This is a genomic window from Rhodococcus sp. ARC_M5 (assembly GCF_022810405.1).
In the GTDB taxonomy this organism is placed as follows: domain Bacteria; phylum Actinomycetota; class Actinomycetes; order Mycobacteriales; family Mycobacteriaceae; genus Rhodococcoides; species Rhodococcoides navarretei.
On the sequence record NZ_JALGQE010000009.1, the window covers coordinates 146,932 to 159,591 of the forward strand.

General features: G+C 65.1%; 14 protein-coding genes. 11 read left to right on the forward strand and 3 right to left on the reverse strand.

Annotated features, from left to right (window positions below):
- The first annotated feature begins 2 nt into the window (after nucleotides 1-2).
- The 3 genes from MTX34_RS15870 (at nucleotide 3) to MTX34_RS15880 (ending at nucleotide 3,163) form a co-directional block, all read left to right on the forward strand.
- Nucleotides 3-392, forward strand: a complete 390-nt coding sequence (locus MTX34_RS15870) for a hypothetical protein (protein ID WP_243609993.1) — start codon at nucleotides 3-5, stop codon at nucleotides 390-392.
- Nucleotides 393-459: 67 nt separating this feature from the next.
- Entirely contained in the window at nucleotides 460-2,763 is a 2,304-nt protein-coding gene (secA2, locus tag MTX34_RS15875) for an accessory Sec system translocase SecA2 (RefSeq protein ID WP_243609994.1), read from the forward strand.
- Complete coding sequence (locus tag MTX34_RS15880; RefSeq protein ID WP_243609995.1) at nucleotides 2,756-3,163, forward strand: META domain-containing protein; 408 nt, start codon at nucleotides 2,756-2,758, stop codon at nucleotides 3,161-3,163. The genes secA2 and MTX34_RS15880 overlap by 8 nt, the downstream gene beginning before the upstream one ends.
- 4 nt (nucleotides 3,164-3,167) lie before the next feature.
- On the opposite strand, the gene MTX34_RS15885 is transcribed toward MTX34_RS15880, so the two are convergent.
- A complete protein-coding gene (locus tag MTX34_RS15885) occupies nucleotides 3,168-3,755 on the reverse strand; it encodes a TetR/AcrR family transcriptional regulator C-terminal domain-containing protein (RefSeq protein ID WP_243609996.1) in 588 nt (195 codons plus the stop codon).
- 96 nt (nucleotides 3,756-3,851) lie between these two features.
- Between MTX34_RS15885 and bioB the strand changes: the two genes are divergently transcribed.
- From bioB to MTX34_RS15900, 3 genes are read left to right on the forward strand one after another with little or no spacing between them, the layout of a single operon-like run.
- Nucleotides 3,852-4,871 (forward strand): biotin synthase BioB, encoded by a 1,020-nt coding sequence (gene bioB / locus MTX34_RS15890; protein WP_243610048.1) that lies wholly within the window; start codon nucleotides 3,852-3,854, stop codon nucleotides 4,869-4,871.
- A gap of 22 nt (nucleotides 4,872-4,893) precedes the next feature.
- A complete protein-coding gene (locus tag MTX34_RS15895; RefSeq protein ID WP_243609997.1) occupies nucleotides 4,894-5,118 on the forward strand; it encodes a hypothetical protein in 225 nt (74 codons plus the stop codon).
- A 60-nt stretch (nucleotides 5,119-5,178) separates the two neighbouring features.
- Entirely contained in the window at nucleotides 5,179-5,715 is a 537-nt protein-coding gene (locus MTX34_RS15900; RefSeq protein ID WP_243610049.1) for a DUF2567 domain-containing protein, read from the forward strand.
- 10 nt (nucleotides 5,716-5,725) lie between these two features.
- On the opposite strand, the gene MTX34_RS15905 is transcribed toward MTX34_RS15900, so the two are convergent.
- Nucleotides 5,726-6,424: an NUDIX domain-containing protein gene (locus tag MTX34_RS15905; RefSeq protein ID WP_279393350.1), complete on the reverse strand. Its 699-nt coding sequence runs from the start codon at nucleotides 6,422-6,424 to the stop codon at nucleotides 5,726-5,728.
- A 79-nt stretch (nucleotides 6,425-6,503) separates the two neighbouring features.
- Here MTX34_RS15905 and nadA point away from each other — a divergent pair, with 79 nt between their 5' ends.
- The 5 genes from nadA (at nucleotide 6,504) to MTX34_RS15930 (ending at nucleotide 10,662) form a co-directional block, all read left to right on the forward strand.
- Entirely contained in the window at nucleotides 6,504-7,562 is a 1,059-nt protein-coding gene (nadA, locus tag MTX34_RS15910; RefSeq protein ID WP_243609998.1) for a quinolinate synthase NadA, read from the forward strand.
- On the forward strand, nucleotides 7,559-9,127 hold the full coding sequence (locus tag MTX34_RS15915; RefSeq protein WP_243609999.1) for an L-aspartate oxidase: 1,569 nt from the start codon (nucleotides 7,559-7,561) through the stop codon (nucleotides 9,125-9,127). The genes nadA and MTX34_RS15915 overlap by 4 nt, the downstream gene beginning before the upstream one ends.
- 1 nt (nucleotide 9,128) lies before the next feature.
- Nucleotides 9,129-10,004, forward strand: a complete 876-nt coding sequence (gene nadC, locus MTX34_RS15920) for a carboxylating nicotinate-nucleotide diphosphorylase (RefSeq protein ID WP_243594957.1) — start codon at nucleotides 9,129-9,131, stop codon at nucleotides 10,002-10,004.
- A gap of 34 nt (nucleotides 10,005-10,038) precedes the next feature.
- The gene (locus tag MTX34_RS15925) at nucleotides 10,039-10,413 is read left to right on the forward strand and encodes an RNA-binding S4 domain-containing protein (RefSeq protein ID WP_243594956.1); all 375 of its coding nucleotides are present in this window, start codon (nucleotides 10,039-10,041) and stop codon (nucleotides 10,411-10,413) included.
- A gap of 66 nt (nucleotides 10,414-10,479) precedes the next feature.
- A complete protein-coding gene (locus MTX34_RS15930) occupies nucleotides 10,480-10,662 on the forward strand; it encodes a hypothetical protein (RefSeq protein WP_243594955.1) in 183 nt (60 codons plus the stop codon).
- Nucleotides 10,663-10,715: 53 nt separating this feature from the next.
- On the opposite strand, the gene MTX34_RS15935 is transcribed toward MTX34_RS15930, so the two are convergent.
- The gene (locus MTX34_RS15935; protein WP_243610000.1) at nucleotides 10,716-12,605 is read right to left on the reverse strand and encodes an HNH endonuclease signature motif containing protein; all 1,890 of its coding nucleotides are present in this window, start codon (nucleotides 12,603-12,605) and stop codon (nucleotides 10,716-10,718) included.
- Between the last annotated feature and the right edge of the window lie 55 nt (nucleotides 12,606-12,660).

Here is a 12,660-nt window from a genome sequence, read left to right on the forward strand (position 1 = left end):
ATATGACACCTGACACCGAATCGATCGACAGCTTCTTCGCTCGCTACACGGGGTATTTGACCTCGAGTGATCTGGACGGCCTCGCCGAGATCTACAACTATCCGGCTCTGGCGGTCACGGCGCGGGGTTGTGCGGCGATTGCCGAGCCGCAGCAGACCCGAGAGTTCTTTCGGCAGGGGCAGACCTACTACAGGTCGCGCGGAATCCACGGTGTTCGGGCCCGCGACATCGTCACCGAGGTAGAGGTGCCGGGTATCTGGGTCGGGCATCTACTTCTGGAGAACCTCGACTCCGACGGTTCGCCGGTGGGAACCGAGCGCAATGCCTGTCAGGTGGTGACAGCCGAGGACGGCACTCGTCGGATCGCGGTGACGACGCCCCTCGACGCCTAGGCCTGGGCGGAGCCGCACTCGGTACTGTGGGACGGAACGGTTCTTCTTTCTCAGGTAGGGATAACAGATGGCTTTGGGCTCCGACCGATTCTGGCGTGTACTCGGCCGCTCTGCGCAGAAGGCGCAGAGCACCTCGCGTCAGCGCGTCGACCGAGCCCAGGAGCATGCGGAGTGGGCAGCTGCTCTGACCGAGAGCGAATTGGTGACCGAGGCGACCGCGCTGCGCGTCGAGAATGCTGCGCGCCTCGACGTTCCGCGGTATCTGGCGCTGACGCGCGAGGCGAGCGAGCGTGCCCTGAAGCTCCGGCCCTTCGATGTGCAGCTGCACGGTGCCGTGCGCTTGCTCGCGGGCGACGTGGTGGAAATGGCGACCGGCGAGGGCAAGACGTTGGCCGGTGCCATCGCTGCCGTCGGATACGTGTTGTCCGGGCGTGCGGTGCATGTCATCTCGGTCAACGACTTTCTCGCGCAACGTGACGCGACATGGATGCAGCCGCTGTTCGAGTCCCTCGGCATCACCGTCGGTTCCATCGGCGAGTCGTCGACAGCACAGGAGCGTCGCGCCGCCTATGGCTGCGACATCACCTATGCCTCGGTCAACGAGATCGGTTTCGACGTTCTGCGTGATCATCTGGTGAACGACCGAGACGATCTGGTCGCTCCCGTGCCGGACGTTGCCCTGATCGACGAGGCCGATTCCGTGCTGGTCGACGAGGCGCTCGTTCCGCTGGTGTTGGCCGGTTCGGTCTCCGGCGACGTCTCGACGTCGACGGTCATGGACGCAGTCCGGTTGTTGGACAGGGGTGCTCATTTCGACACCGATGCCGAAGGGCGCAACGTGTTCCTCACCGACGAGGGAGCGCTGCGGATCGAGAAGGAGCTCGGCGGCATCGACCTGTACGCCGAGCATCACGTCGGAACGACGTTGGTGGCGGTCAACGTGGCGCTGCACGCCCAGGTGTTGGTGCAGCGCGACGTCGATTACATCGTCCGTGACGGACGGGTGCAGCTGATCAACGCCTCGCGTGGCCGCGTGGCCGAACTACAGCGCTGGCCGGACGGGTTGCAGGCCGCGGTCGAGATCAAGGAAGGCCTCGCCCCCACCGAGACCGGGGAAATTCTCGACACGATCACCGTGCAGGCATTGATCAATCGGTACGCCACGGTGTGCGGTATGACCGGTACGGCCATGGCGGCGGGGGAGCAGCTTCGCACGTTCTACGGTCTCGGGGTCTCGGTCATCGCGCCCAATGTGCCGACGGTGCGCGTCGATGAGCCGGACCGCGTGTACGACACGACCGAGCACAAGAATGCAGCAATTGCCCTGCAGGTAAAAGAGATTCACGAGACCGGTCAGCCTGTTCTCATCGGGACCCACGATGTCGCCGAGTCCGAAGCGCTCGCCGAGACGCTCGTCGCGTCGGGCGTGGAGGTGGTGGTGCTCAACGCCAAGAACGACGCCGAGGAAGCGGCGGTCATCGCCGCGGCGGGTGTACACGGCGCGGTGACGGTATCGACGCAGATCGCCGGTCGCGGAACCGACATCAAGCTCGGCGGTCCCGACGGTGCCGATCGCGAACGAATCGCCGAGCTCGGTGGACTGTACGTTCTCGGCACCGGTCGCCACACCACCGAGCGACTCGACAACCAGCTTCGAGGACGAGCGGGTCGGCAGGGAGATCCCGGGCGCTCGCTGTTCTTCGGCAGCTGGGAGGACGACGTCGTCAAGAACAACATCGGCGACAAGGATGCCCCGAAGGGCATCGACGAGAGCGGAATGTTCACCTCGTCTGCTGCGGCCGACCGCGTCGACCATGCGCAACGCATCGCCGAGGGGCAGATGCTCGAAATACACTCGCGCACGTGGCGTTACAACCAGCTGACGGCTCAGCATCGTGAGATCCTGGATCGCCGCAGGGCCACCCTGCTCGACTCCGACGAGGCGTTGACGTTGCTCGAGCAGCACGCACCGACGCGCTCGAAGGAATTGCGCGAGACCGTATCCGAGGAGACTCTGGTCGAGGTCGCCCGCCAGATCGTCCTTTACCACCTCGATCGGTCGTGGTCGGACTACCTGGCGCACCTCGCCGATGTGCGCGAGAGCATTCACCTGCGCGCGCTGGGTCGCGAAAATCCGCTGGACGAGTATCACCGGATCGCGGTCGAGGCATTCAAGACGGTCGCCTCCAAGGCGATGGATCTCTCGCACGCTACGTTCGAGTCGGCCGAGATCACCTCGGACGGAATCGATCTGGACGAAGCCGGCTTGCGTCGACCGACGTCGACCTGGACGTACATGGTGCACGACAACCCGTTCGCGTCCCGCGGAAATGCCGGTGCGGCCGGTCTGGGGCCGATCTTCGGTGGCTGACGCGCGGCGCGCTCTGGTCGCTCTCGCATTCGGTGCGAGCGCGGTGGCGTCGGCGTGTGCCGACTCGTACGGCGAGTTCCCGGCCGACAAGACCTACTCGTCGATCGACGCACCAGACTCCTACACGCCGGTCGCCGGAACGACCGTCAAGCTCGAATTCGTCGACGACCGAATCTCGGCCGAGGCCGGGTGCAACAGATTGTTCGGCACCGTGGACACCTCGCAGGGCCGGATCACCATCGATTCTCTCGGGTCGACGCGGATGGCCTGCCCGGAGGCGCTGATGGGGCAGGACCGGTGGCTGTCGGCGTTCCTGACCTCCACACCACAGTGGTCTCGGGACGACGGCACCATGACCCTGGACAACGGGAGCGAGCGCATCGTCTTCGAGGAATTCTGATCGACTAGTGGCGGATGCGGTCCGCGGCGGTGTGGCGTACTCCGTCGAGAAAGAGTTGCAGTCCGAATTCGAATCTGCTCGTCGGGTCGGGGCTCTCGAACAGCGGAGACGCGTCGGGGGTGAGGGCTCCCACGGAGTCCATCTGGAGCCGCGCCTGCTCGTCCACGGTCTGGCCGAGTATGTAATACAGCAACGTGTCGGCGGTGAGTTCCGCATCGCGACGCGGGAGTCCCGCTCGAATGCACACGGCAGCGATTCGTTCGCGAATGTGGTTGGTGGTCAGCCTCGACGCGTAGGTTGCGGCGACCAGTTCGGCACCGTCGCGTCGGGACAGTAGGGCGTCGCGCAGTCGGTGGGCGATCTGCCCGATCTGGGTGTCCCACGAGTCCTCGGTGGGCGGTGCATCGGCCCCGGAGAGTATGTGGTCGGCGATGGCACCGAGCAGCGTCTGCTTGTTGGGAAAGTGCCAGTACAGCGCGCCCGGCTGCACGTGCAGGGATGTTGCCAGACGCCGCATCGTCAGGTCTGCCAGGCCGTACTCGTCGAGAATGGCGATCGCGCCGTCCAGGACGTCCTGCCTGTTCAGTTGCACTGCATCCCTCCTTCGTTCGACGCCTCGTCGCTTTGACAGTAGCCGAGCGTGGTGCCTAACGTGAACACCGTTCAACTTGAACGGTGTTCAATGACGATGCCGTTCGACTACGAGGGGACCGGAATGGACATTTTGCGCACGGCGCGTACACAGGTGCTCGACGACGGCATCGCGCTCGATCGATCTCAGGTTCTCGAGGTTCTCGAACTCGGCGACGACCGTCTCGAAGAGACGATGTTGTTGGCCCACGAGGTGCGGATGAAGTGGTGCGGGCCCGAGGTCGAGGTCGAGGGAATCGTCAGCCTCAAAACCGGCGGATGCCCCGAGGACTGCCACTTCTGTTCGCAGTCAGGGCTTTTCGCTTCCCCGGTTCGTGCTGCGTGGCTCGATATCCCGTCGCTGGTCGAGGCAGCGAAGCAGACCGCGAAGACCGGAGCGACGGAATTCTGCATCGTGGCGGCGGTGCGCGGACCCGACGCCCGGCTGCTCGCGCAGGTTGCCGCCGGAATCGACGCCATCCGGAACGAGGTGGAGATCGATATCGCCTGCTCGCTGGGCATGCTCGATCAGGATCAGGTCGGTCAGCTCGCGGCGATGGGCGTGCATCGCTACAACCACAACCTCGAGACCTCCCGCTCGTATTTTCCGAACGTGGTGACCACCCATACGTGGGAGGAACGGTGGAACACGCTGCGGATGGTGCGCGAGGCAGGAATGGAGGTGTGCTGCGGCGGAATCCTCGGCATGGGGGAGACACTCGAACAACGGGCCGAGTTCGCAGCCGACCTCACCGCACTCGAGCCCGACGAGGTGCCCCTCAACTTTCTCAATCCCAGACCGGGAACCCCGTTCGGAGACCTCGATGTGCTGCCCGCATCCGATGCTCTGCGAGCCGTCGCCGCGTTTCGTCTCGCTCTGCCACGCACGATTCTGAGGTTCGCCGGCGGCCGCGAGATCACTCTCGGTGATCTCGGTGCCGAGAAGGGAATTCTCGGCGGTATCAACGCGGTCATCGTCGGCAACTACCTGACGACGCTCGGTCGTCCGGCAGAACAGGATCTCGATCTTCTCGGGGAGCTTCGGATGCCGATCAAAGCGCTCGGCTCGACTATCTGATGGGCGTATTAGGGTGGGTCGAATGACGAGCGAGATCCACTACGACCCGTACACCGGTCGGCCTGTCGACGCCCGAGCCGAGGTGGGTGCGGATTCGTTGTCGGTAGCCGTCCGCCTCGGGTTGGAGCCGCCGCGGTTCTGCGCCGAGTGCGGTCGCCGCATGGTGGTGCAGATCGTTCCCGACGGGTGGACGTCGGTGTGCTCTCGTCACGGCCTAGTCGATTCGGCCGCGACGGGTAGGCGCTAGGGCGTTATGTCGGAAGTTGTGGAAGACCCACCGCGGAGCAGCACTGTCCGCGTGCTGTCGATGGTTGTCGGAATGTCGGTGGCAGCGTCGGCTCTGGGCGGGATGCTGTGGGGGTTCCTGGCACCGGCGCAGCACTTGCTCGTGGTGGCGCAGGACCGCGGGTCGGCCCTGACCGGGGAAAGTCTGCACCGCTTCGACGGCCTCGCGTTGTTCTCGTTCGTGTCCTTGGCCCTGGGAATCCTTCTCCCGATCGGGTGGTGGCTGTGGCGGTCGGAGCGAGGGCCGCGGCTGTTCGGTGCCGTCTTCGTCGGCGCTCTCGTCGGCTCGGTCGCGGCGATCCTGGTGGGGAACGGGATTGCCGCACTTCGATTTCCGAAGGCCACCGACCCTGCAGTCGGGTCCATCGTCACCGTTGCGCCCAGTATCGAGACTCCGCTGGTGTTGATCGTTCAGGCGCTGACGGCATCGCTGGTGATCCTGCTGCTGGCGGCGATGAACCCCAACGACAATCTGCAACACGCCGATCCCGACCCGGACGATCCGGAGGTCGAGTTCTTCCCACCGCCACCGTCGTTCGACTCGAATCGAGCCGACTGACAGCAGTCGTTCACGCCTGTGGCGGGCGTAATGCGGCGAACTCGTCGGTGACTCGAATGCTGTTGTCGGCGAAGCGGAACAGAGCCGGCGGCCTGCCACCGGCCTTGCCCGACGGCGCTCGTCGTCCGGTGGGTTCGATGACGCCGCGTCGGCTCAACACGCGCTGCAGGTTGGTGGCATCCACCTGATAACCCAGTGCAGCACCATAGATTTCGCGCAGCGAGGAGATCGAGAACTCGACCGGCGCGAGTGCGAAGCCGATATTGGTGTACGAGAGTTTCGCGACCAATCGGTGTCTCGCGTGAGCGACGACTGTTCCGTGATCGAACGACATGGGGGGCAGGGCCGAGACAGGGTGCCACGTGGTGTCCCCGGGTAGTGTCGGCTCTGTCGAGATCGGTACCAGGCCGAGGAAGGTCGACGCGATGCGCCGGTCCCCGGGAACCCGGTCGGGTTCGCTGAATATCGACAGTTGTTCGAGATGCGCCACCGAGCGCACGTCGACCTTCTCGGCGAGTTGGCGACGTGCGGATGTCGCGAGGTTCTCGTCGTCGCGCAGAGTGCCGCCGGGTAGCGACCACGTTCCGGCCTCGGGATCGAGTGCACGCTGCCACAGCAGCACCGCAAGTTCCGGGGAGTCGGGGTCGGAAAAGGCTCGAACTTGGAACACCGCAATGAGCACTTCGTGGACGGTGCTACGATGAATCATGTTTTCGATCATAGGTCGAAAACTCCCTCGGAGGAAATTCGGTCACCGACGACCGGATGATCGGTGAAGGAGAACCGTCATGACCAGCAGCGCTACCCGGGTGAACATCCTGGACTCGGCATTCGCCGGAGTTCGCGACATCGTCGACGGAGCCGGTGGCTACGGGGGAGTCGAGCCGACACCGGAATGGGCCGCCGAGGTTCGACGGCTCGCCGATCTGCGCGGTGCGACGCTGCTCGCGCACAACTACCAACTACCTGCGATCCAGGACGTCGCCGATCATGTCGGTGACTCTCTCGCGCTCTCTCGCATCGCCGCCGAGGTGTCCGAGGACACCATCGTGTTCTGCGGCGTCCACTTCATGGCCGAGACGGCGAAGATCCTGAGCCCGCAGAAGACGGTGTTGATCCCGGATCAGCGCGCCGGCTGCTCGCTCGCAGATTCCATCACCGCGGATCAACTCCTCGAATGGAAGGCCGACTTCCCGGAGGCCGTCGTCGTCTCCTACGTCAACACCACCGCCGAGATCAAAGCGCTGACCGACATCTGCTGCACCTCGTCGAACGCCGTCGAGGTCGTCGAGTCGATCGATCCGGGCCGCGACATCCTGTTCCTGCCCGATCAGTTCCTCGGCGCGCACGTCAAGCGCGTCACCGGGCGCGAGAACCTGCACATCTGGGCCGGAGAATGCCACGTGCACGCCGGAATCAACGGCGACGAGTTGGCCGAGAAGTCTCGCACCCACCCCGATGCAGAGCTGTACGTTCATCCCGAATGCGGTTGCGCCACATCGGCTCTGTATCTCGCAGGCGAAGGATTCGTACCCGCCGACAAGGTCAAGATTCTCTCCACCGGCGGCATGCTCGACGCCGCCCGCACCACCGCGTCCAAGCAGGTCCTGGTCGCGACCGAGATCGGCATGCTGCACCAGCTGCGGATGGCGGCACCAGACGTCGACTTCCTCGCCGTCAACGACCGCGCATCGTGCGGCTACATGAAGATGATCACCCCTGCGGCCCTGCTGCGCTGCCTCGTCGAAGGGCGGGACGAAGTACACGTCGACCCCGAGACCGCGAACATCGCGAGCAAGTCGGTGCAGCGGATGATCGAGATCGGTACCCCCGGCGGCGGCGAGTGACCCCAACGGTCGCGTGGGAGACCGCGGCTGATCTCGTCGTAATCGGTGGCGGAATCGCCGGACTCACCGCGGCCCGCACCGCGACGGCCCGCGGCCTGCGGGTGCTGACCGTGAGCAAGGGACGTTCCGCCGATACGGCGACTCAGTACGCCCAGGGCGGGATCGCGGTCGTCGGTCCCGAACTCGAGGATTCGATCGAATCTCATGTGGCCGACACCTGCGTTGCCGGTGCCGGCTTGTGCGACGAGGACGCGGTTCGCTCGATCGTCTCCGGCGGCCGCGCGGCGATCACTTCGCTCGAAGCTGCGGGCGCACAGTTCGACCTGGCGGCGGACGGCGCGGTTGCGCGGACCCGCGAGGGCGGTCACAGCGTTCGACGCATCATTCACGCCGGCGGAGACGCCACCGGGGCCGAGGTACAGCGCACGTTGGACGCCTCCGTGCCCACGGTGCAGTTCGACACGACCGCGCTGCGGGTACTGACCACCGACGGCGAGGTCGTCGGTCTCCTCGTGCGCGGACCTCGCGGCATCGGCGTCGTTCATTGCCCGACGGTGCTGCTCGCCACCGGTGGACTGGGACAACTCTTCTCGTGCAGTACCAACCCGTCGGGCGCGACGGCCGACGGCATTGCGCTCGCACTCGACGCCGGTGCCCGGATCGCGGATCTGGAATTCGTGCAGTTCCATCCGACCGTGTTGTTCGCCGCCGGGTCCACGGGCCGCCGTCCGTTGATCAGCGAGGCAGTGCGGGGCGAAGGAGCCCGCCTGGTCGATCGCACCGGTCGTGCGTTCATGGAGGGCGTGCATCCGCTCGGTGATCTTGCGCCACGTGACGTGGTGTCCCGCGCCATCGCCGAATTGCTGCATGCCAGCGGTGACGACCATGTACTGCTGGACGCCCGCCGCGTCGAGCATGTGCGCGAGCGGTTTCCGACCGTGACGGCATCGTGCCTCGAGGCCGGAATCGACCCCGCGACGGACCTGATTCCGGTGGCACCCGCAGCGCATTACTCGTGCGGGGGCGTGGCGACGGATACATCCGGGCGCACGTCGGTTCCCGGTTTGCTCGCCGCAGGCGAAGTGGCGCGCACCGGCTTGCACGGTGCCAACAGGTTGGCATCGAACAGTCTGCTCGAGGGTCTCGTCGTCGGTGAGCGTGCGGCGCACGTGGCAGCCGAACGGGTCGGCCGAACCAGCAACATTTCGGATGTCGCATTGCCCACGTATCGCCATATCGACCGCGCGGTGCTGCAGCGCACCATGACCGCCGAGGTCGGCGTCGTGCGAGATGCAACGGGTCTTGATGCAGCGCAACGTATTCTGTCGCACGGAGTGGTATCGGAACCGCCCGTGGATGCGTCTGCAGTCGAGGACGCCGCGTTGACCGCTGCGGCGGAAGTGATCGTGCTGGCCGCGTCGGAGCGCCGTGAGAGCAGAGGGTGCCATACCCGACGCGATGTCCCGGGTAGCGTACCGGCGCAACGCCGAAGCCTGTTCATCGAACGAGATCTCGACGGACGGTTGGCGATCGTGAACGACGATGTGATGACGGGAGCACGCTGACATGACCGATACCCCGAACGAGGTGAACCCGGGCGTCGATCGCGCCGAGGTACTCGCTCTGATCCGGACCGCGCTCGACGAGGACCTGCGGTACGGACCCGACATCACCACGCTGGCAACGGTTCCCGAGTCTGCTGTTGCCACGGCCTCGGTGGTCTCGCGCCAGTTCGGCACGATCGCCGGGATCGATATCGGACTCCTGGTTCTCGACGAGGTGATCGGAACCGACGGGTACTCCGTCGTGCATCGCCTCCAAGACGGATCCGATGTCGAGCCGGGACACGCTGTTCTGACGGTCGAGGCTCCGACTCGGGGTTTGCTCACCGCCGAACGCACCATGCTCAACATCGTCTGCCATCTCTCGGGGATCGCCACCGCAACCGCAGGCTGGGTCGCCGAGGTCGCCGACACCGAGTGCAAGATCCGGGACAGTCGAAAGACATTGCCGGGGATGCGTTCTCTGCAGAAGTACGCAGTGCGCGCAGGTGGCGGTGTCAATCATCGGATGGGTCTCGGCGATGCCGCGCTGATCAAGGACAATCACGTCGCTGCGGCGGGTTCGGTCGTTGCTGCCCTGAACGCGGTGCGCGCTGCTGCCCCCGACATCGCCTGCGAGGTCGAGGTCGACAGCCTCGAGCAACTCGACCAGGTGCTGGCGGAGAACGTCGAACTGGTTCTGCTGGACAACTTCGCGCTGTGGCAGACGCAGATGGCCGTGCAACGTCGCGATACGGCCGCACCGCAGACGAAGTTGGAATCCTCGGGCGGGCTGACCGTCGATGTGGCACGGGACTACGCGCGCACGGGGGTCGACTTCCTCGCGGTGGGCGGTCTGACACACTCGGTGACAGTGCTCGATCTCGGCCTGGACATGTAGTCGAGCCTCGCAATGTGAGGAAATTCGTTCGAAAATGGAAGTTCAGAGTGTCCGTCTCGACAGTTGGATCTGGGCGGTCCGGTTGTTCAAGACGCGGTCTGCCGCTGCTGCTGCCTGCCGCGGCGGGCACGTCCGCGTCAACGGCACCCCTGCCAAGCCCGGCCATCGCATCGGTCCGGACGACGAAATCCGGCTTCGGGTCGAGGGTGTGGAGAAGATCGTCGTGGTGGTGCGAGCGATCACCAAGCGCGTCGGCGCATCCGTCGTGCCCGAGTGTATGATCGATCGCAGTCCACCGCCGCCACCGAAAGAAGTTCTGGCCTCCGTACCGAGGCGTGATCGAGGGGCAGGGAGACCGACCAAGCGCGATCGTCGTGAGATCGACAGACTGCGGGGCCTGGGCCTCTAGTGCGCCCGGCTCCTTTCAGTTACCTTCGGTAACGACAAGCAGTTCGTACGCGCAAGGGAGGTGGGAATGGACTCCGTCCTGTGGACTCCACGTTTCGCAGCAGTGTATTTCCTGGCTGCAGCGTTGCTGCTCATTCTGTTCTTGGCCATCGACGCTTCCCTTGCCATCGCCGCACCGCTCCTGTTGATGTCGGTGGGACTCGGAGTAGCTGTTCTGATTCACAATCGACAGCGTCACTCGGTTCGCTGAAGCATTCCGACGCGGGTGTAGGCAGGGCTGTGCCATGACACTGGTGTGGGTCGTCAGGCGGGTTGTCGTGGTTCTTCGTCCCCGGGGTCGTCGTGGTGGTCGGGTGGGTACAGGACTTCCTCGGGGTGGTGTGCGTGGTTGATCAGCCCGCGCCTGCGCGGGTCCATTCCGGTGGGTGGGTGCCAGAGGGTGCGGCCTGGATAGCGATGTGTTGCTGTGGTTTTGGTGGTGGCCCATGTGTTCGGTCCGGTGCCGACGAGTGCGTGGTGCATGTCGCAGCCGAAGGTCAATCCGTCGATGTCGGTGAAACCGCCGTCGACCCAGTCGGTCACATGATGGGCTTGGCACCAGGTTGCGGGGCGGGTGCAGGAGGGGAAGCTGCAGCCGCGGTCGCGGGCGATGAGCACGATGCGTTGGTCGGCGGAGGCGATGCGTTTCGATCGGCCGAGGTAGAGGGCTCTGCCGTGGTCGTCGAAGATGGTCAGGTAGTGGTGGGCGTGGGAAGCCATGCGGATGGCGTCGCGGATCGATACGCGTGATCCGGTGGCGGTCTTCGCGTACCCGCAGCCGGCTTCGAGGTCTTTCAGGGTCATGGTGACGATGGCGGTGACGGGTAGGCCTCGGTGGGTGCCGAGGGTGCCGGAGGCGAGGGTGTGTCGGAGCGCCAGTTTCAGGGCGTCGTGACAGCGTTCGTTCTGGGTGCGGACATCACGTGCGGCGGCGGCATCCCGCGCTGCAGTATCCGGCACCGCAGTATCCGGCACCGCAGTATCCGGTTCGTCGCTACCGGGGGCAGTGCGGTCCGGTGCATCGTCGGTGTCGGTGTCGGTGTCGGTGTCGGTTGCGGCGGTGTCGTCGGAACGATCTGGCTCTGTGCCGCAACCACAGTCGCGACAGTTGCCTTCATCACCACAGTTGCCCTCATCGCAGCAGTTGTCGTCGCAGTCGCACTCACTGTCGCCGCAGTCGCCGTCGCTGCCACAGTTGTTGCTGTGCCACAGGCCGGCATCACTGGAACTGGCATCGCTGGGCTCGGGCTTAGGCGCTGTGCCGCTACCGTTCCCGCGACTCCTGCTTCCGCCCTTCTCGTCGCTGCCGCTGCTGGTCTCATCGCTGCTGGTCTCGTCGTGGACGACCGATGTCGGGTCGGCCGGGTTGTTCACCCCCGGCTTAGCGGCTTTGGAGAACAGGGCTTCTAGGTAGGCGCGGAGTTCGGGGTCGACGCAGAATTTGCCTTCCGACATGCCGTCTGTACCTTGTTCGCCGAGGTAGAAGAAGGCATCGCGTCGCTTGCGTGGCTTGGGCTTACCGTCCTCGTCCTCGTCCTCGTCGTGATCGCCGTCGGGGTTGAGAATCGAGTCCAGGTTCGCCACCAACGGCGCGAAGTCGTCGGGCCGCCTGGTCGACGCGAAGCCCACCAATTGCTGTTCGGCGAGATCGCGGGTCTGCGGATCCACACTGGCAGGCAAGTGCTTGAAGAATTCGCGGATCATCTGCACGTGCTGGGCGTCGAGCAACCCGGCCCGTAATGCGTCGGCGGTGTGCGGCAGCAACGGCGGCAGAACCTCGCCCGAGAGTGCGGTGCGGTCACCCAATTCGGCAGCCAGTCGCACTCGTGCTCCTGCTGTTCGTGGGGTGATGCGCAGCATCCATGCCACCGAGCACGGCACCGACCCCGGATACACATCGAGGCCGTGTTGAGCGATCAGCTCGTTGAGCCAGGTGTGCGAGTACGCGGTCACCGATCGGGTGAGCGTTTCCATCCGCTGGATCACCGCACGCCGGTCGGCGTTGGTCCACGACACCGACGCCTGTTCCGCCAGCTCCGCGACCGCGGACTCCACGGCGTCGACCAACACCGACAGCTCGGGATCGGACACCTCAGGGGCGGGCGGCACCGTCTCGATGCCGTCCACCCCTGATCCGCCGTCCCCCGAAAGCATGAACAGAATCTATCGCGACCCACCGACAAACTTTCGAACACACGTTCTCATGGAT